This is a genomic window from Pseudarthrobacter sp. NPDC080039, assembly GCF_040702335.1.
In the GTDB taxonomy this organism is placed as follows: domain Bacteria; phylum Actinomycetota; class Actinomycetes; order Actinomycetales; family Micrococcaceae; genus Arthrobacter; species Arthrobacter enclensis_A.
The window spans coordinates 118647-135805 of the sequence record NZ_JBFBKY010000006.1; the positions used below are offsets into that span (position 1 = coordinate 118647).

Below are 17159 nucleotides of genomic sequence, written 5' to 3' on the forward strand. Positions count from 1 at the left end.
GAGTCGCTTGGGGGAATCATAAGCCACCGGGCACCGCAGCCTTCACAGATGCATTTTTTCTGCAGGGGACTTGATCCGGATCACACTTTCTATATGATTAACCAGATTCCTATACGATTTTGGCGCCGGGCTCTTCTGCGCCTCCCCCTCCCACCCGTGCATCCCGCACCCGAAGCCATGTATCTGTCGAAGGAGACCGCATGACTACGCTCGGAAGTAAGACGTCCACCACCACCTCACCCCGGCAGCCCCGCCTCATGACCCGCAAACGCTGGGTGATCATCTGGCTTGCCTTCGTGGGCCTCAGCATCAACTACCTTGACCGCTCCAGCCTCAGCGTCGCCCTGCCGTTCATGGGCAAGGACTTCGAACTCAGCGCCACCCAGCAGGGACTGATTTTCGCCGCCTTCTTCTGGGCCTACGACTTCTTCCAGCTCGCCGCCGGCTGGTACGTGGACAAGGTGGGCCCCCGCCGGTCGTTCTCCCTGGCGGCCCTCTGGTGGTCCGTCTTCACCATGGTTACCGCCGCAGCGTCCAGCTTCTGGTCCCTATTTGCGGCCCGCTTCCTGCTGGGCGCCGGTGAAAGCCCCGCCCCCAGCACCGCCGCCAAGGTAGTGGCCACATGGTTCCCGGTCCGCGAACGCGCGTTCGCCACCAGCATCTGGGATTCAGGATCGAGGGTGGGAGCAGTGATCGCGCTGCCCATCGTCACCCTGATTGTCGCCTTCACCTCCTGGCATGCCGTCTTCATCATCATCGGCGTCCTCGGAATCATCTGGGCCGCCGTGTGGTGGAAGTACTACCGGAGCCCGGAAGAACACCCCAGTGCCAATGCTGCCGAAGTCAGCTACATCCAGGAGGGCGGTGCCCGCGGCTCGGCAAACGATGACGAAGGCGCAGCCAAGCTCCCCTGGCGTTCACTCTTCAAGTACCGCGCCATCCTCAGCATGATGTTCGGCTTCTTCTGCCTGAACAGCGCCATCTACTTCTTCATCACGTTCTTCCCCAGCTACCTGGTCAAGGAGCGTGGCTTCAATCTCCTCACGCTCGGCTTCTTCGGCGCCATTCCGGGCATCTGCGCCGTACTGTTCGGCTGGCTCGGCGGCTACCTTGCGGACCGTGCAGTACGGGCAGGATCCCCCGTCAGCAAGGTCCGCAAAACGGTCATCGCGGGCGGCCTGGCCGGCGGCTCGGTCATCATGTTCGCCGCGATAGTCCCGGAAGCCTGGATGGCCCTGGCCCTTCTGTCCATCGCCTACTCCAGCCTCGCGGTGGCCGCCACCGGCATCTGGTCGCTGCCGGCCGACGTCGCCCCCAGCTCCCGGCACGTCGGCTCGATCGGCGGGCTCCAGAACTTCGCCTCCAACCTGGCCGGGATCTTCACGCCCGTCCTGATCGGCATCCTGGTGGACCAGACGGGGTCGTTCGTGGCACCGCTGGCCGTGATCGGCGCAATCTCACTGGTCGGCGCTGCCAACTACCTGTTCGTCATCGGCAAGATCGAGCCGTTGAAGGTCAAGGCAGCCGCCTAGGCACTGTCCGCTGTCCCCACCCACGCCACCGGACGACGCCGGCACCCACCCGGGTGCCGGCGTCGTCCTTTGTGCGTGGTGTCCTAGGACGCCGGCTGCTGGACCGGGACCTGGGCCTGCGCCTGGATGGCGGTGATGGCCACCGTGTTCACGATGTCCTCCACCGTGCAGCCGCGGGAGAGGTCGTTGACCGGTTTCCGGAGCCCCTGCAGGACCGGCCCCACGGCGACGGCGCCGGAGCTTTGCTGGACGGCCTTGTACGTGTTGTTGCCGGTGTTCAGGTCCGGGAAGATGAACACCGTCGCCTGGCCTGCCACGGAGGAACCGGGCATCTTGGATGCGGCAATGGAAGCATCCACGGCGGCGTCGTACTGGATGGGACCCTCCACGGCCAGGTCGGGCCGGCGGGCCCGCACCAGCTCGGTGGCCTGCCGCACCTCGTCCACCGCTTCACCGGACCCCGAACCGCCGGTTGAGTAGGACAGCATGGCCACACGCGGCTCCACGCCAAACTGGGCGGCGGTCTCGGCGGACGCCAGGGCAATGTCCGCCAGCTGCTCCACGTTGGGATCCGGGTTCACCGCGCAGTCGCCGTAGACCAGCACGCGGTCCGGCATCAGCATCAGGAACACCGAGGACACGATTTTCACGCCTTCACGGGTCTTCACGAACTCCAGCGCCGGGCGGATGGTGTGCGCGGTGGTGTGGGCCGCTCCCGAGACCATCCCGTCCACCACGCCCAGCTGGACCATCATGGTGCCGAAGTAGCTTCCGTCCTGCATGATCTCCAGCGCTTTGGGCAGGTCCACGCCCTTGTGGGCCCGCAGCTCGGCGTACTTCTCGGCGAACTTCTGCCGCAGGTTAGAGGTGGCGGGGTCGATGACGTTGATGCCCGTGAGGTCGATGCCATTGGCGGCGGCCAGCTCCCGGACCTGGGACTCCGGGCCCAGGAGCGTCAGGTCGCAGACGTCGCGGCGGTGCAGGATCTCGGCCGCGCGCAGGATCCTGACGTCGGTTCCCTCCGGCAGGACCACGTGCCGCCGCTGTGTCCGGGCGCGCTCGATGAGGTCATGGAGGAACCGCAGCGGGGTCATCCGTTCCGCCCTAGGGAGGTGCAGGCGTTCCACCAGTTCGGCCTCGTCCACCCGGCGCGACCACAGGCCCAGGGCCGAGGCCACCTTCCGCCGGTGCCCGGACCAGATCTCGCTGCGCACCTCGGACACCCGGCGCGCCGTCTGGTATGTGTCCTCGTCCGCCGCGAACACCGGGAACGGTGCCTGCGCCAGGAGCGGGTAGATGTTGGCGTCCGGGGCCAGGCCCCCGGTGAGGATGAGCGCCGACGGCACAGGAAACTCGGGCGAGAAGGAGGAGGCCAGGCAGGCCACCATCACGTCCGCCCGGTCCCCCGGCACGATCACCAGCGCACCCTCATCCAGCACATTCAGGAAGTTGCCCACGTTCATGGCAGCCACCTTGATGTCCTTGACATCGCGCTCCATGTCCGGGGTTCCCGCGATCTGCCGCACGCCCAGGGCCATGGCCACCTCGCCGGTGGTGGGCCGGGCGATCTCCTCCAGCTCCGGCAGGATGTACACGGGGCGGCCGGAGGCGCCGGGCTTCAGGGCGGCGGCAATGGCATCCAGGTCATCGGCATTCGCCCGGTTGACCATGATGGCCAGCAGCGCGCACTTTTCCGCGGCCAGTTCCTTGCGCGCAACCTCGACGGCGGCAGCGGTCTCGGGCACGGTCCGCCCCTTGGCGCCCACCACGGCCACGACGGGAGTGGCGAGGTTATTGGCCAGCCGGGCGTTGAGATCGAACTCGACGGCGGCGTCCTGGCCCACCAGGTCCGTCCCCTCCACGATCACCACGTCGCAGTGGCGGGCAATGTCCGCAAAAATCTCCACGCACCGCGCGTCGATCTCCGCCCGGTTCCCTTCGGCCAGCAGGGTCCGGACCTCGCCGTAGGTCAGGCCGCCGCGGCACCGGTCATCGTCCAGCGCGAACCGGGCCCTCATCAGGGCCACCATGGGGTCATTGGCCGCGGACGGCCCGTGGACCACCGGCTTGAAGAAGCCGATCCTGTCCGCATGCCGGTGCAGGGTGTCCGCCAGTCCCAGGGCGATCAGGGACTTGCCCGATCCAGGAGTGGTTGCGCTGACGTAGATGCCTTTGGCCATGGTCCGCCCTTTGCTGTTCTTGCCGGTGCCGGTTCCCCCATCCTTGCACTTCGATCCGCGCGCGTGGCACCTCATCCAGCGTCGACTGCTCCGTAAACGTCGTTATGGGCGCCCAAAAGGACGTTTACACAGCAATCGATGAAGCGGCCCGGTCCATCCGCGGAAGCGGTGCGACGCCATCGCCGGTTATCCCCCGCCCCCTTGACAGTCGCCCCTCCGATGGGATTACCTAATGAACATTCGGTAAATAAAGCTGGAGGCAATGACGCATGGCTGAGACCACCCTTTCCGGGGCCACCCACCCCATCCTGGAAAACGACTATGCCTCCGAATGGATGGGCATCGAGGTCCTCGCCGTCAGCGACGGCCACGCCACCATCCGGATGACCCTCCGGCAGGAAATGCTCAACGGCTTCGGCATGGCCCACGGCGGAATGATCTTCGCCTTCGGCGACACCGCGTTCGCCCTCGCGTGCAACCCCATCCAGCCTGCACCCGGCGAGGAAAACACCATCACCGTTGCCTCCGGCGTCGACATCAATTTCCTCAAGCCGGCGTTCCGCGGCCAGGTGCTCACCGCCGTCGCGGACCGCCGTTCCAGCGCCGGGCGCAGCGGCCTCTACGACATCCAGATCTTCGCCGCCGACGCCGGCGTGCCGGCATCCGGCAACCAGTCCAGTTTCCCGGGCGAGCTCATCGCCGAGTTCCGCGGACGCAGCCGCACCATCCCCAAGAAGTAGGAAAACCATGACCCTGCATGCCCCAGAATCCCCCGCCGCTGCCGTTTCCACCCCGGCGGACACCGAGGCGAACGCCGGCACCGACGCCGTCCTGGACCGCGAGGAGACCATCTCGCGCGACGAACTCGAGGCCCTGCAGCTCCAGCGGCTGCAGCACACCCTGGCCTATGCCTATGAGCGCGTGCCGCTTTACAAGCGCAAGTTCGACGAGGCCGGCATCCACCCCAATGACCTGCGCGAGCTGAGCGACCTGGGCAACTTCCCCTTCACCACCAAGGAGGACCTGCGCCAGGAATACCCGTTCGGCATGTTCGCGGTGCCGCAGAACCAAGTAGCCCGCATCCACGCCAGCTCGGGCACCACCGGCCGGCCCACCGTCGTCGGCTACACCAAGCAGGACCTGGCCGACTGGGCCAAGCTCGTTGCCCGCAGCTTCCGCGCCTCCGGCATCCGTCCGGGCATGAAGGTCCACAACGCCTACGGCTACGGCCTGTTCACCGGCGGCCTGGGCGCGCACGCCGGCGCCGAAGCCCTGGGCTGCACCGTCATCCCGATGTCCGGCGGCCAGACCGAACGCCAGATCCAGCTGATCCAGGACTTCAAGCCGGATGCCATCCTGGCCACCCCCACTTACCTGCTCACCATCGCCGACGCCATGGCCCACATGGGCATCGACCCCGCCTCGACCTCCCTGAAGTTCGCCGTCCTTGGCGCCGAGCCGTGGACTGAGGAGATGCGGCACGAGCTCGAGGTCATGATGAACATCAAGGCCTGCGACATCTACGGCCTGTCAGAGGTCATGGGTCCAGGCGTCGCCGGTGAGGCAGTGGAGACGCAGGACGGCAGCCACATCTGGGAGGACCACTTCCGCCCCGAAATCATCGACCCCTTCAACCCTGCCCCGGGCAAGGAGAACGTCCTGCGCGACGGCGAACACGGCGAACTCGTCTTCACCTCGCTGACCAAGGAAGCGCTGCCGATCATCCGGTACCGCACCAAGGACCTCACGCGCCTGCTGCCCGGCACGGCCCGCCCGGCACACCGCCGGATGGGCCGCATCACGGGCCGCAGCGACGACATGATCATCCTGCGCGGCGTGAACCTCTTCCCGTCCCAGATTGAGGAAATCGCCCTGCGCATCCCGGAGCTCAGCCCGCACTTCCAGCTCGAACTCACCCGCCCCGAGGGCCAGCGAATGGACCAGTTGACCGTGCGCATCGAGCGCCGGGACGCCGTCACCATTGAGCAGAGCACGACGGCGGCACGCACCTTGAAGGAACAGATCAAGATCCACGTGGGTTCTTCATGCACCGTGGACGTGGTGGAGCCGGGTTCGCTGGAGCGGTCCAACGGCAAGCTGCGCCGCATCTACGACCTCCGACCGAAGGCCTGAGTGTTTCGGTGGTGCTGCGCCGTTCCCGGACTTACCGACCGTTCGTGAGAAACTAGCCACTATGCCCAGCGCCAGCAGAACTGCCAGCACCACCGAAACCGCCAGCACCGACGGGACTGCCCTTAACGGCACGGCCAAGCGCGGCCGCCCCGGCTATGACCAGCAGTCGGTGCTCCGCATCGCCGTCGACGTCTTCAACCGGCACGGCTACGACGCCACCTCCATGGGCATCCTGGCCGATAACCTGGGCATCTCCAAGTCCGCCATCTACCACCACGTGCCGTCCAAGGGCGACCTCCTCAAGCTCGCCCTCGACCACGCACTGGGCGGCCTCGAAGCGATCCTGGAGCAGCCGGAGGCCACCTCCGGCGCCGCTGACGCGCGGCTGGAGTTTGTGCTGCGCCAGACGGTGGCCGTCCTGGTGGACCGGCTGCCGTTCGTCACCCTGTTGCTGCGGCTGCGCGGGAACACCGAGATCGAACGGGACGCCCTGGAGCGGCGCCGCACGTTCGACCACAAGGTGGCGGCGCTTATCTCAGCCGCCCGCGACGAGGGGTCGCTCCGCCGGGACATCGACCCCCGCACCGTCTCACGGCTGCTGTTCGGCATGATCAACTCGATCGTGGAGTGGTACAAGCCGGGCGGTTCCCTCTCCCCGCAGCGGCTGGCCGATGACGTGATCACCATGGCGTTCGAGGGCCTGCACGCAGACGCGTAGGCGGCCCCGCTCCGGAACGGCGGCCGGGATAATAAGGGTGCTTGGTATTTTTCCCGCTCCCCCGCTACGGTGGTAGAAAGCCACCATCCGCAGGGAGGTCCTGATGAGCCAGGCCAGCGATCCGCAGCGTTCACGCCGCCTCCAAACAGTGCTTGGCGCCGGGGTACTCGCGGCCTCCCTGGCACTGGGCGCATGCACCGGTACGCCAAACCCTCCTGCACCCAGCGGCTCCTCCTCAAGCCCGGCGCCGTCGTCGTCCGCGGCCAGCTCCGCACCGGCACCCGCGTCGGGTTCCGCACCGGCAACCGGCGGGGGTGCTGACTCCGGCACCGCGGCGAGCAACCTGCCGCAACTCGTGGAAAACCTGTCGCCGTCCGTCGTCACCATCTTCACGCAAAGCGGCCTGGGCAGCGGTGTGGTGTACTCGGCGGACGGGCTGATCCTCACCAACGAGCACGTCATCCACGGCGCCACCTCGGTGGAGGTAGGTTTCGCCGACGGGCAGCGCGTTGAAGGGACGGTGAAGGCCAGCGACGCCGTGACTGACCTGGCTCTGGTGCAGGCCAAGCGTACCGGCCTGCCGAAGCCCACGTACCAGAGCAACCTGCCCAAGGTGGGTGAGGGCGCCCTGGTCCTTGGCTCGCCCCTTGGCTTTGAGAACACCGCCACCGCAGGCATCATCTCCGGTCTGCACCGTTCCATCCCCGGCTCCGCGTCCAACAGCCTGTCGCTGGTGGACCTCATCCAGACCGACGCACCCATCAGCCCGGGCAACTCCGGCGGCGCGGTGATCAATATGCGCGGCGAGGTGATCGGCATCAGTGAGGCCTACATCCCGCCCTCCGCAGGGGCCGTCTCACTGGGCTTCGCCATCCCCGCCGCCACCGCCGTGGACGTGGCAGAGGAACTGTTGGCCACCGGCACGGCCAAGCATGCCTACCTCGGCCTGACTCCCGGCGAGCTCACGGCGCAGATCGCCGATCAGCTGGGCATCCAGGGAGGATCCGGGGTGGTGGTGCTCGCTGCCGATACGGACGGCCCGGCGGGACGCGCAGGCATCCGTCCCGGCGACGTCCTGCAGTCCATGGAAGGCGTGCAGCTTACCACCCCTGAGACGCTCCTGGCGGAACTGCGCAAGCACAACCCCGGCGACACCGTAGGCTTCAAGGTCAAGCGCGGCGACCAAAGCCTGGACATTAAGGTGGACCTCACTGACAGGCCCGCCACCACAACCACCCGATAGGAAGGAAAAGCACATGAGCCACCCCAAGGAAGAGCCCGAGGCAGGATTCATCATCCCGGACCCCTCAAAGATCCGCGAGGACGTCCCCGGCGACGCCGGCGACGAGGCCAACGTGATCCGCTTCAGCGAGGAACAGGCCCTGATCGAGGAGCAGTCGCACGGCGTCCGCCCGGACACCTACAGCGTCCCCTCCGGCGGGCCCACCATGGATGAGGCCCGCGGCAACATGGACCTGTCCGACCGCAGCGAAAGCGGCCACGGCACCGGCCCCGAGGACGACAGCAGCGACGACGGCCTGCACGGCGGCGCCGAAAGCTGACGCCAGGCCGCCAGACCAAGCAGCAGGGGTTCCCCGATCCGACCGGGGGCACCCCTGCTGCCGTGTTTTCAGTTGCTGCGTCCGGTACGCCTAGACCTGGTATTCGAGCTGGCCGCCAAGGTTTTGGTGGACGCACAGGATGTTGTGCTCGGTGTCCATGAACCACGCGCTCTTCTCCGACTCAGTGGTGCAGACGTGGTTTTCGGTCTTAAGTGTGGGCAGGTCGTAATCCTGGAACATGACGCCCCGGGCCTCCAAGTCGCGGACGGTGTCCTCAATGTCCGTGACCTCGAAGCTTAGTGCGGTGTGTTCCGAATGCCTGCCGTCGGAGACCGGCACCAGCTGCAGCATGGGACCGCCGTCCGCGCCGAGCAGTTCGCTGCCGTCGTCGGTCTTTCCACGGTGCGGGAGCCCGAGCTTTTCCGTGTAGAAGCTGCGGGCGCGGGCTGCATCATCGACCGGCAGGATGGTTGTGGCTGTGTTCATTTTGAGGGTCATTGGGGCCACCTCCTACGGGCAGAATCTTACGCCCGGCGGACCCAAAAAGACCCGGGCCCAAACGCCCCATCACTTCCCGCACCAATCCCCCCAACGCGCCATCACTTCCGTGCGGAAAGTGATGGCGCGTTGGGGAAAACCGGGCAGTAAGTGATGGGGCGTTGGGGATTACTTCTCGACCAGGGTGAGGACGTCGTAGGTGGCCACGATTTCGTCGTTCTGGTTGGTCAGGACGGCGTCCCAGGCCACCTCGCCGTATTCGTCGGTTTCACGCGGAGTGATCTTCTTGGCCGTGAGGGTCACCCGGATGGAGTCTCCGGCCGCGACAGGGGTGAGGAAGCGCGCGTTCTCCAGGCCGTAGTTGGCCAGCACGGGACCCGGCGCCGGCTCCACGAACAGGCCGGCAGCCCAGCTCAGCAGCAGGTAGCCGTGTGCCACGATGCCCGGGAAGAACGGGTTGGCTTCCGCAGCCTCCTGGTTGGTGTGGGCGTAGAACGTGTCGCCCGTGGACTCGGCAAAGGCGCTGATGTCGGCCAGTGTGACCTGCCGAAGGTCCGAGCGGACGGCATCACCGATCCGCAGCGTTTCCAGCGACTTCCGGAACGGGTGCGCCCCCTCCGTCTCCTGGGTGAAGTTCCGGTCAGCCCCGGTGTGCCACACGCCGGTGACGGCGGTGAGCATGTTGGGTGAGCCCTGGATTGCGGTGCGCTGCATGTGGTGCAGCACGGACCGGATGCCGCCCAGTTCCTCGCCGCCGCCAGCCCGCCCGGGTCCGCCGTGGACCAGGTGCGGGACGGGCGAGCCGTGGCCTGTTGAGGTGCGGGCGTCCTCACGGTTGAGCATCAGGACGCGGCCGTGGTGGGCGGCGATACCGATGACCAGTTCACGTGCCACCTCGGGATCGTTGGTGCACACCGAGGCCACCAGGGAGCCGCCGCCACGGGCGGCGAGGCGAACGGCGTCGGAAAGGTCCTTGTAGCCGATCACGGACGACACCGGCCCGAAGGCTTCGCGGGAGTGGATGGCTTCAGCTTCCGGGTTGTCCCAGTTCAGGACGACGGGTGCCATGAAGGCGCCGCCGTCCACTACCCCGGTGGTTCCGTCGGCGGAGGTGACCGACGGCGAATCGAGCGTTCCGTACGCAAGCTCACCGCCGGCGTCGAGCATGGACTGGACGGCGGCGCGCACATCCTGAAGCTGCTCCACCGAAGCCAGGGCACCCATGGTGACGCCTTCGCCGCGCGGGTCGCCCAGGACAACGCGCTCGGTAATCCGTTTGCCAATCGCGGCGGTGACTGCGGGCACCAGTTCCTGCGGCACGATGGCACGGCGGATGGCGGTGCACTTCTGGCCGGCCTTGACGGTCATTTCCGTGACCACGGACTTGACGAACGCGTCGAACTCCGGGGTGCCCTCCACCGCGTCCGGGCCCAGGATGGCGGCGTTCAGGGAGTCCGTTTCCGACGTGAAGCGCACGCCGCCCTCCACCACGTTTGGGTGCGCCTTGAGGGACTTGGCAGTGGAAGCGGAGCCGGTGAAGGCGACCAGGTCACGGTAGTCCAGGACGTCCAGCAGCCCGCGGACCGAGCCGGAGACCAGCTGGAGCGAGCCCTTGGGCAGGATGTTTGATTCGATGATCGCCTTGACCACGGCGGCGGCAACGTAGCCGGTGGGGGTGGCGGGCTTCACGATGGTGGGGACGCCGGCGATGAAGGCGGGAGCGAATTTCTCAAGCATGCCCCAGACCGGGAAGTTGAAGGCGTTGATCTGCACGGCGACACCGGGGATTCGGGTGTAGATGTGCTCGCCGGCGAAGGAGCCGTCTTTGGAGAGCACCTCCATGGGTCCGTCCACCACAACCTGCGAGTTGGGCAATTCGCGCCGGCCTTTGGAGCCGAAGGTGAACAGGACGCCGATGCCGCCGTCGATGTCCACCATGGAGTCGATCTTGGTGGCGCCGGTCTGGAAGGAGAAGTTGTAGAAATGTTCCCGGCGGGCGTTCAGGTACTGGGCCAGTTCCTTGAGCTTGAGGGCCCGCTGGTGGAAGGTCAGCTTGCCGAGTTCAGCGTGGCCGATGGTTCGGCCATAGTCCACGACGGCAGCGAGATCCAGGCCTTCCGTGCTGACCTTGGCCAGGATCTCCCCCGTGCTCGCATCCCGGACGGGGACGGCGGAAGCCGACGCACCGGCGTCGGGCGTCCACCAAGCATCCATGACGAAGCTGGGCACTGTCTCCACGGTGTCGACCGTGGCCTGGGGAGCTGTGGCTGTGGTGGTCATCGTTGACGGTCCTTCCAACAAGGGGGCAGGCAGGCAGGGCAGTCATTACTGACCGTCCGTTCGGTAATATATTCACCATACATGAAGTGCCGTGCTGCACACTAGAAGGCCAGGACTGAATCAGCCCAGTTATAAGGAGATCCCATGAACGCCCCGTCGCCCACGGATGCCGCCGGCAACCAGCCCCCGGAGCACGAGCTCTGGAAGATAACCCTCGGTGAGCTGGACGAGAAGATGGGCGTGAAGATCCTGGAGGAGTCCGTGGAACGGGTGGTGGCCACCATGCCGGTGGAGGGCAACCGGCAGTCGTTCGGCCTCCTGCACGGCGGCGCCTCCCTTGCCGTGGGTGAGGCCGTGGGGTCCTGGGCCGCCGTCATCCATGCAAGCACCATGGGCAAGACGGCGGTGGGAGTGGACGTGTCCGCCACCCACCACCGATCCGCGCGGGAGGGCCAGGTGACCATCACGGCCACGCCCATCCACCTGGGGGGCACCCTGACCACGCACGAGGTGCTCATCACCAACGAGGCAGGCCAGCGGCTCTGCACCCTGCGCATCACCAACCTGCTGATGAAGCGCCACAAATAGCGGTGGTTGAGCCCGCTGAAACCTAGTCCGCGCGTCCCCTCCGGCGCCGGACCAGCACCATCAGCACGACCCCGACGGCGAGCGCGGCCGCAGCGGCAAGCGCCGCGGGAAGCACACCGGAGGCGCCGGTAGCGGCGAGGCTGCCGGCCGTGATGTTTCCTGCGGGAAGCACCGGCGGCGGCGCGTCGATGGTGAACGTGAGCTGCGCCGGTGTGGAGGTTACTCCGTCAACGGCTTGGGTTACCGACACTGTGTGGGCGCCAGGGGCCAGCCCGGCGGGGAACGGAACCGTCCAGGTTCCACCGGCCACCAGGACCAACGGTGCAAGGCTGCTTCCCACTGAGCGGGATCCTGTCGGGCCGGGGGCGGCCGATCCAGCAGTGCCGGGAAGCGGCTTCCCGTCAATGGATACCGCCACATCCGCGCCGTTGAGGCCGGTTCCCTGGAGGGATGCGGGGAGGGCCTCCTGCTTGAGGTGCTGCCCGTCCGCGAGGCTGGTGACGGCCGGTGGCGGCGGCATGACGGAGAAGACCACGCTGGCTGGCGGGCTGTCCGCCAGGCCCGGGTAGGACTGGACCGCAGTAACGTTGACTTTTCCGGCTGGTGCCGGGGCCCGCAGGGCAACAGTCCAGCGGCCGTCTGCCCCCACCAGGGCCGTGCCGGCGACGTCACCGGACAGGGTGATGGTGGCCCCGGGCGTTCCCGTGCCGTCGACGGTCTTCAACCCTTGCAGCGGCTGGTTGGCCGCCGTGGTGATGGTGGGCGCGGGAAGGGACGATGGCGAAATGACCGTGTCCAGTGACACCGCACCGGAGCGGCTGAACCCGTTTACGGTCTCTGCCGTGAAGCTGAACGGACCCGGCGCGTCCGGTGCCGTAAAGGACCAGGTGCCATCGGGCTGCACGGGCACGTCGAACGGCTGCCGGCCCGCATACGTGATGCGCACCCGGGAACCTTCGGCGACGGCGGAGGCGGGCGCGGCAGGAACCCGGCCGGTGATGCTGGTGCCGGCTTTGAACGTCCCGCCCGTCGGTGCGGCGAGTGCGGGCTTGTTGAGGAAGAGTTCCAACTGGTAGCCGGGCAGCACCTTGAGGGAGTCGTCCAGGGTGGCGGCGACGGCAAAGTTCTGCGTCCCGCCCCAGTCGCCCGCACTGTGGGTTCCCACCGCGTAGTTCCCGCTGATCCAGGGACCTCCGGAGTCACCGCCGTTGGACTGTACGTCGTACGACAGGAAACCGTTGAACGCCCGGATGTCCGTTGGGTCGGTGGGGTAATTGTGTCCGCCCACCAGGAAGACTCCCACGGCGCTGATGTGCCCGCAGGACCATCCGGTCCGCCAGCCGGAGCGGCACACCGGCATGCCGATGACCGGGGCGGAGGTGCCGATGATCTTGACGTCCGGGCCCGGCTCGGACGGATCGCCGTAGGTACTCGCCGCCGGCAGCGGGTCGAGGCCCTGCCGGATGCTGCCAATGACGGCGATGTCAACGCCCACATTGCCGGGTTGGGGACTGTTGGGATTCAGGACAGTGGAGTTCCCCGGGCCGCCAAACTGGCTGAATTGGAAGGAGCCCAGCCGCCCGTTAGGCAGGCCCTGGAACAGCAGATCGGCGGTCTTCGCCGTCCCGTCTTCGGCGCAGTGCCCGGCCGTGAGGACGGCGGGCAGGCCGGAGGGGTCGAAGGCAGAGTACCCGGTGGAGCAGATGGTCTGCCGGTCCGTCTGGTAGCCCACTCCCCCGGGTACCTCAGCTGCTTCCGGCTTGAGGAGAGCTCCGCGGTCGAGTTCCACGTTGGCGTACCGCGAGACAAACTGCGACGGGGAGATCTTGCCGGGAGCCGCGGCATCTGCGGCCGCTGGGTTGGAGGCGGTACCCGTACCGCCGCCCTGGGTCGACTGCGCGGAGGCAATGCCGCCCGTCCGGATCACGAATTTGCCGCTGGAGGAGACGACTACTGCCTGCAGCCCTGCCGTTCCCACGTCGCGGACATACTCCTGGAAGAGCTCTTCGGCGCTGATTGCCAGCTGGGACCGCTGGCCCTCCGCGGATGCGGCCGGCGCGCCGGCCTGCACCGTGGCGGCGGGAGCAGAGGGCGACGGCGCCACACCAGCCGGCGCTGCTGCGGCAGGTCCGGCGGGGGGTGCTTCGAGTGACAGCCCGTGGATGCTCCCGGCGAGTGCGGCTACCGCAGCCTGAAGTTGTTGTCCCGAGCCGGTGACCACAATCGAGCTGCCCTCAATCCGGATGCCCACATAACCGGGAAGTTGGCGGAGCTGGACCGCTGCAGCCGCTGCCTGGGCGCCCAGCTCGCCTGCGGCCGCGAACTGCTGCGGGGTGAGCTTCAGGTCCCGCTGCACTGCGTCGGCGAGCGCTGCCTCGGAGAGGCCGGAGGACGCCGAGGGACTGGACGCGGAGGGTGACGGCGAAGTGCCGGCAGCCGGCGCCGGTACCTGTGCTCCGGTCGCTGCTGCCCCAGCCGCCGGAGCGGGACTTGGGTAGGTCTCGCCGGCGGCAAAAGCCGGCGCCGCCACGTAGGCGGAGGATGCCATCATGCCGGCGGCCGCGCCCAGCGCGAGTACCCGGCGGAGCTTGTCCGCGTTCGACCCCCGCCGGTGCTCGGGGGAGGTCCTGGTCCTGGGTGCTGCTGTTCCGCTCATGTCCGTCTCTCTGCCGATCAACGTGACTGAGGAACAAGAGCACCTCACGTCACAGGCGTCACACTGGTCCCATTGTATCTACGCTTGGCCGGCATATGGCCAGGACGGCATCCAGCTCGGCAGGGCTGAGCCCGTTCGCCAGCAGGTAGCTGCGGGTGCCCAGGTTCCGGACAAACGCCACGACGGCGAGGCCGCGCCGCTCCAGCAGCGGGCCTAATTCCGGGTCCTCGAGGTACCTCTCCCGGCTGTGCGGGGGCCCATGGGTGCGGTAGCGCTCGTTGATGCCGCGGGCGGCACGCCGGTAGCCCTCGGCGATCGCTTCATCTGAGTCACCGGCCAGGTCCTGGACCATGGCCGCCACCATTCCACTGCGGTCGCGGCCGGCGGCGCAGTGCAGCAGCACGTCCCCCTTGGGCGCGGCGGAGGCGAGGGCCCGAAAGACACCCACCAGCTTCTCCGGGAACAGGCGCGCATTCCCGGCGTAGTGCGCCGGATCGTTGAGGTAGGGGCCAGTCAAGGCCGTGAAGCGCGGATCGTCCGGCTCCTCGGTAGGTGCGTGAACCACATCGATGCCCGTCAAGGCAGCGGCAGGGACCACGGGATCGGTGTCCCGGCGCCGCCCCTCGCCAACGTTTCGAAGATCCACCACAGTGCGGACGCCGTCGTCGAACGCCTGCTTCCACCCAGCCTCCGTCAGCCACTCGCGGCGCCCCATCCGGTAGATGCCGCCGGAAACGTGCCATGCATTCACAGCGCCGTCCCAGTCCATGGATCTGCCCCTGATGCTCATCGGGACAGCTAACCACACGCTCCTGGGAGACCTCGGCACATAACGGATAACCGCCGCCGAAGAAAGGGCTGCCGGACCCAATGTGCACCAGGGGTGTCCCGAGCAGCCCTGCTACGCCCCGATTCCGGTGGCCAACCAGGTGCTGATCAACCAGGCCACGCTGACGGTCAATGCCACCATTTCCGGTGCCGTGGACGCCGCCAACACCGCGTGCGGGACCAATGCCGCTACGTGGATGTGACGGGGCGCTTTGCAGGGCATGCGGCCAACTCGCTCGATCCGTGGCTGCAGCTTGATCCGAACAACTTCGCGGCCGATTACAACTTCCACCCCAACGCGGCGGGATACCGGGCCTACGCGTCAGCCTTGTTGGGCGCCGTCAGTTCGGTTCAACCCGCCGCCCCGTAGATCAGCGCGGCCCCTGTCCCCGCCGGTCCAGGCGGTACTCAAGGCCGGCGCAGACAGCGGGCCATTCGTGGTCCAGGATGGAGAACACCACGGTGTCCCGGAGGTTCCCGTCGCTGGTGCGTGAGTGGCTCCGAAGCACGCCGTCCTGCTTGGCGCCCAGCCGGGCAATTGCCTCCCGCGACTGGTGGTTGAGCCAGTGCGTACGGAATTCCACTGCTGGACAGCCGATGGTTTCGAAGGCGTGGCGGAGCAGCAGGAGCTTGGAGTCCGGGTTGGTGCCGGTCCCCTGCGCTGACGCTGCATTCCAGGTGGAGCCGATCTCCACGCGGGGTGTGGCGGCGTCGATGTTCATGTAGGTGGTCATGCCGATGATGCGCCCCGGGCCGCCCGTGGCTCCATCGATGAGCCGGGTGGTGAACGGAAGCATGGAACCCTGCTCCTGGAGGGCAAGACGGCGCCGGATTTCCGCCGCCATCGCGCCGGGCGCGGGCACCGACGTGTACCAGAGCTTCCACAGCCCGCCGTCCCGGGCGGCTTCCACCAAACCGTCGTGGTGCTCCTCCGCCAACGGCTCCAGGATTACGTAGCGGCCGGTGAGGGTAAGGGGTTCAAGGAAAGTCACCGCACCAGCCTAGGCCCACCCAGGGGGCGGTTAGGCTGGGGAAGCACCGCGACGTCGAGCGAGGGAGTTATTGTGTCAGGACCCAACCCGGATCCCGAGGACGATAAAATCACCGGCCTGGAGCCCGGCGGCGGAGTTCCGCCCGGCGAAACCCCGCCGGGCGAAGCATCCACTGCCGGCCCGCAGGGTCACGAGGAGCACGGCACCAGGAAGGGCACGCAGTTCCTGTGGATCGGCATTATCGGGGTCGTTGTCCTGCTGTGCCTCCTGTACTTCATCGGCTACATTCTGCACTTCTTCGGCTAAGGAGTGCCCCTAGCTGGGCCAGTCGAAGAAGCCCTTCCCGGTTTTGCGTCCGAGTTCGCCGCGGGCCACCTTGTCCCTGAGGATCTGCGGGGGCGCAAACCGGTCGCCAAGGGTGGAGTGCAGGTATTCGGCAATGCCCAGGCGGACATCAAGCCCCACGATGTCTGTGGTCCTGAGCGGCCCAGTGGGGTGTTTGTAGCCCAGCACCATGGCGTTGTCGATGTCCTCGGCGGAGGCCACGCCTTCTTCGACCATCCGCATGGCTTCCAGCGCGATGGCCACGCCCAGGCGTGAGGACGCGAAGCCCGGGGCATCGTTGACGACGACGGCGGTTTTGCCGAGTGCCTCCACCCAGGATTTTGCGGCGGCGGCAAGTCCGGGAGACGTGCGCTCCCCCAGCACCACCTCGATGAGCGTGGAGGCGGGCACGGGGTTGAAGAAGTGCAGGCCCAGGAAGTTCTCCGGCCGTTTCAGCTCGCGGGCCAGGCCGTTGACGGACAGCGACGACGTATTCGACGCCACGTACGCGTCCTCTGCCAGCCGTTCCTCGATGCCCCGCAGTGCCGTGACTTTGAGGTCCCAGTCTTCCGGGACGGCTTCCACCACCAGCTGGCGGCCTGTGAAGTCGTCGTAGTCGGTGCTGACGGCCAGGCGGGACGTGAGTTCCTCGAAGTTGGCGTCCACGGCCCCGCGCTCGATGCTCTTCGCAGCAGCCGATTCCACCCGCTCCCGGGCAGCCTCCGCGGAGACGTCGTCGCGCTCCACCACCAGGACGTCTGCGCCCTTGATCAGGAAGGCGTGGGCAATCCCGGCCCCCATGCGGCCACCGCCCAGGACTCCGACGAGGGTGGGCAGGGCGGGGTTCACTGATGGATCACTCATGGGT

At 67.3% G+C, this 17159-nt stretch carries 16 protein-coding genes; 9 read left to right on the forward strand and 7 right to left on the reverse strand.

What is annotated here, in order from left to right; genetic code table 11:
• The first annotated feature begins 200 nt into the window (after positions 1-200).
• Positions 201-1532 carry an MFS transporter gene (locus tag AB0313_RS09410; protein WP_141940288.1) on the forward strand — a complete coding sequence of 444 codons (1332 nt, stop codon included), beginning with the start codon at positions 201-203 and terminating at the stop codon, positions 1530-1532.
• A gap of 83 nt (positions 1533-1615) precedes the next feature.
• On the opposite strand, the gene pta is transcribed toward AB0313_RS09410, so the two are convergent.
• Complete coding sequence (gene pta, locus AB0313_RS09415) at positions 1616-3712, reverse strand: phosphate acetyltransferase (protein WP_366305125.1); 2097 nt, start codon at positions 3710-3712, stop codon at positions 1616-1618.
• A gap of 269 nt (positions 3713-3981) precedes the next feature.
• Between pta and AB0313_RS09420 the strand changes: the two genes are divergently transcribed.
• From AB0313_RS09420 to AB0313_RS09440, 5 genes are all read left to right on the forward strand, one after another.
• Positions 3982-4452 (forward strand): hotdog fold thioesterase, encoded by a 471-nt coding sequence (locus AB0313_RS09420; RefSeq protein WP_366305127.1) that lies wholly within the window; start codon positions 3982-3984, stop codon positions 4450-4452.
• Between the two features lie 7 nt (positions 4453-4459).
• Complete coding sequence (paaK, locus tag AB0313_RS09425) at positions 4460-5845, forward strand: phenylacetate--CoA ligase PaaK (RefSeq protein ID WP_174237466.1); 1386 nt, start codon at positions 4460-4462, stop codon at positions 5843-5845.
• Between the two features lie 61 nt (positions 5846-5906).
• Entirely contained in the window at positions 5907-6563 is a 657-nt protein-coding gene (locus AB0313_RS09430; RefSeq protein ID WP_366305129.1) for a TetR/AcrR family transcriptional regulator, read from the forward strand.
• 103 nt (positions 6564-6666) lie between these two features.
• On the forward strand, positions 6667-7806 hold the full coding sequence (locus tag AB0313_RS09435; protein ID WP_366305131.1) for a trypsin-like peptidase domain-containing protein: 1140 nt from the start codon (positions 6667-6669) through the stop codon (positions 7804-7806).
• 13 nt (positions 7807-7819) lie between these two features.
• Positions 7820-8125, forward strand: a complete 306-nt coding sequence (locus tag AB0313_RS09440) for a hypothetical protein (RefSeq protein ID WP_141940284.1) — start codon at positions 7820-7822, stop codon at positions 8123-8125.
• A gap of 90 nt (positions 8126-8215) precedes the next feature.
• On the opposite strand, the gene AB0313_RS09445 is transcribed toward AB0313_RS09440, so the two are convergent.
• The gene (locus AB0313_RS09445) at positions 8216-8611 is read right to left on the reverse strand and encodes a VOC family protein (RefSeq protein ID WP_366305133.1); all 396 of its coding nucleotides are present in this window, start codon (positions 8609-8611) and stop codon (positions 8216-8218) included.
• Between the two features lie 180 nt (positions 8612-8791).
• Entirely contained in the window at positions 8792-10903 is a 2112-nt protein-coding gene (gene paaZ / locus AB0313_RS09450; RefSeq protein WP_366305135.1) for a phenylacetic acid degradation bifunctional protein PaaZ, read from the reverse strand.
• 144 nt (positions 10904-11047) lie between these two features.
• Here paaZ and AB0313_RS09455 point away from each other — a divergent pair, with 144 nt between their 5' ends.
• Positions 11048-11491: a hotdog fold thioesterase gene (locus tag AB0313_RS09455; RefSeq protein ID WP_366305137.1), complete on the forward strand. Its 444-nt coding sequence runs from the start codon at positions 11048-11050 to the stop codon at positions 11489-11491.
• A 22-nt stretch (positions 11492-11513) separates the two neighbouring features.
• On the opposite strand, the gene AB0313_RS09460 is transcribed toward AB0313_RS09455, so the two are convergent.
• Together AB0313_RS09460 and AB0313_RS09465 are read right to left on the reverse strand one after the other, a co-directional pair.
• On the reverse strand, positions 11514-14147 hold the full coding sequence (locus AB0313_RS09460) for a trypsin-like serine protease (protein ID WP_366305139.1): 2634 nt from the start codon (positions 14145-14147) through the stop codon (positions 11514-11516).
• Between the two features lie 58 nt (positions 14148-14205).
• On the reverse strand, positions 14206-14916 hold the full coding sequence (locus tag AB0313_RS09465; protein WP_366305141.1) for a tyrosine-protein phosphatase: 711 nt from the start codon (positions 14914-14916) through the stop codon (positions 14206-14208).
• Positions 14917-15019: 103 nt separating this feature from the next.
• Between AB0313_RS09465 and AB0313_RS09470 the strand changes: the two genes are divergently transcribed.
• A complete protein-coding gene (locus tag AB0313_RS09470) occupies positions 15020-15178 on the forward strand; it encodes a hypothetical protein (protein ID WP_307308406.1) in 159 nt (52 codons plus the stop codon).
• Positions 15179-15346: 168 nt separating this feature from the next.
• Here the strand turns inward: AB0313_RS09470 and AB0313_RS09475 are convergent, their stop codons facing one another.
• A complete protein-coding gene (locus AB0313_RS09475; protein WP_366305143.1) occupies positions 15347-15967 on the reverse strand; it encodes a GNAT family protein in 621 nt (206 codons plus the stop codon).
• A gap of 72 nt (positions 15968-16039) precedes the next feature.
• Between AB0313_RS09475 and AB0313_RS09480 the strand changes: the two genes are divergently transcribed.
• The gene (locus tag AB0313_RS09480; RefSeq protein ID WP_141940277.1) at positions 16040-16273 is read left to right on the forward strand and encodes a DUF6480 family protein; all 234 of its coding nucleotides are present in this window, start codon (positions 16040-16042) and stop codon (positions 16271-16273) included.
• Positions 16274-16282: 9 nt separating this feature from the next.
• Here the strand turns inward: AB0313_RS09480 and AB0313_RS09485 are convergent, their stop codons facing one another.
• A complete protein-coding gene (locus AB0313_RS09485; protein ID WP_307308400.1) occupies positions 16283-17155 on the reverse strand; it encodes a 3-hydroxyacyl-CoA dehydrogenase family protein in 873 nt (290 codons plus the stop codon).
• Positions 17156-17159: the final 4 nt, after the last annotated feature.

Coding starts and splice junctions, on each gene's coding strand:
- AB0313_RS09440 (WP_141940284.1), top strand. CDS start 7,820: ATGAGCCACCCCAAGGAAGAGCCCGAGGCAGGATTCATCATCCCGGAC.
- AB0313_RS09420 (WP_366305127.1), top strand. CDS start 3,982: ATGGCTGAGACCACCCTTTCCGGGGCCACCCACCCCATCCTGGAAAAC.
- AB0313_RS09485 (WP_307308400.1), bottom strand. CDS start 17,155: ATGAGTGATCCATCAGTGAACCCCGCCCTGCCCACCCTCGTCGGAGTC.
- paaK (WP_174237466.1), top strand. CDS start 4,460: ATGACCCTGCATGCCCCAGAATCCCCCGCCGCTGCCGTTTCCACCCCG.
- AB0313_RS09435 (WP_366305131.1), top strand. CDS start 6,667: ATGAGCCAGGCCAGCGATCCGCAGCGTTCACGCCGCCTCCAAACAGTG.
- AB0313_RS09465 (WP_366305141.1), bottom strand. CDS start 14,916: ATGGACTGGGACGGCGCTGTGAATGCATGGCACGTTTCCGGCGGCATC.
- AB0313_RS09460 (WP_366305139.1), bottom strand. CDS start 14,147: ATGAGCGGAACAGCAGCACCCAGGACCAGGACCTCCCCCGAGCACCGG.
- AB0313_RS09445 (WP_366305133.1), bottom strand. CDS start 8,611: ATGAACACAGCCACAACCATCCTGCCGGTCGATGATGCAGCCCGCGCC.
- AB0313_RS09455 (WP_366305137.1), top strand. CDS start 11,048: ATGAACGCCCCGTCGCCCACGGATGCCGCCGGCAACCAGCCCCCGGAG.
- AB0313_RS09410 (WP_141940288.1), top strand. CDS start 201: ATGACTACGCTCGGAAGTAAGACGTCCACCACCACCTCACCCCGGCAG.
- pta (WP_366305125.1), bottom strand. CDS start 3,712: ATGGCCAAAGGCATCTACGTCAGCGCAACCACTCCTGGATCGGGCAAG.
- AB0313_RS09430 (WP_366305129.1), top strand. CDS start 5,907: ATGCCCAGCGCCAGCAGAACTGCCAGCACCACCGAAACCGCCAGCACC.
- paaZ (WP_366305135.1), bottom strand. CDS start 10,903: ATGACCACCACAGCCACAGCTCCCCAGGCCACGGTCGACACCGTGGAG.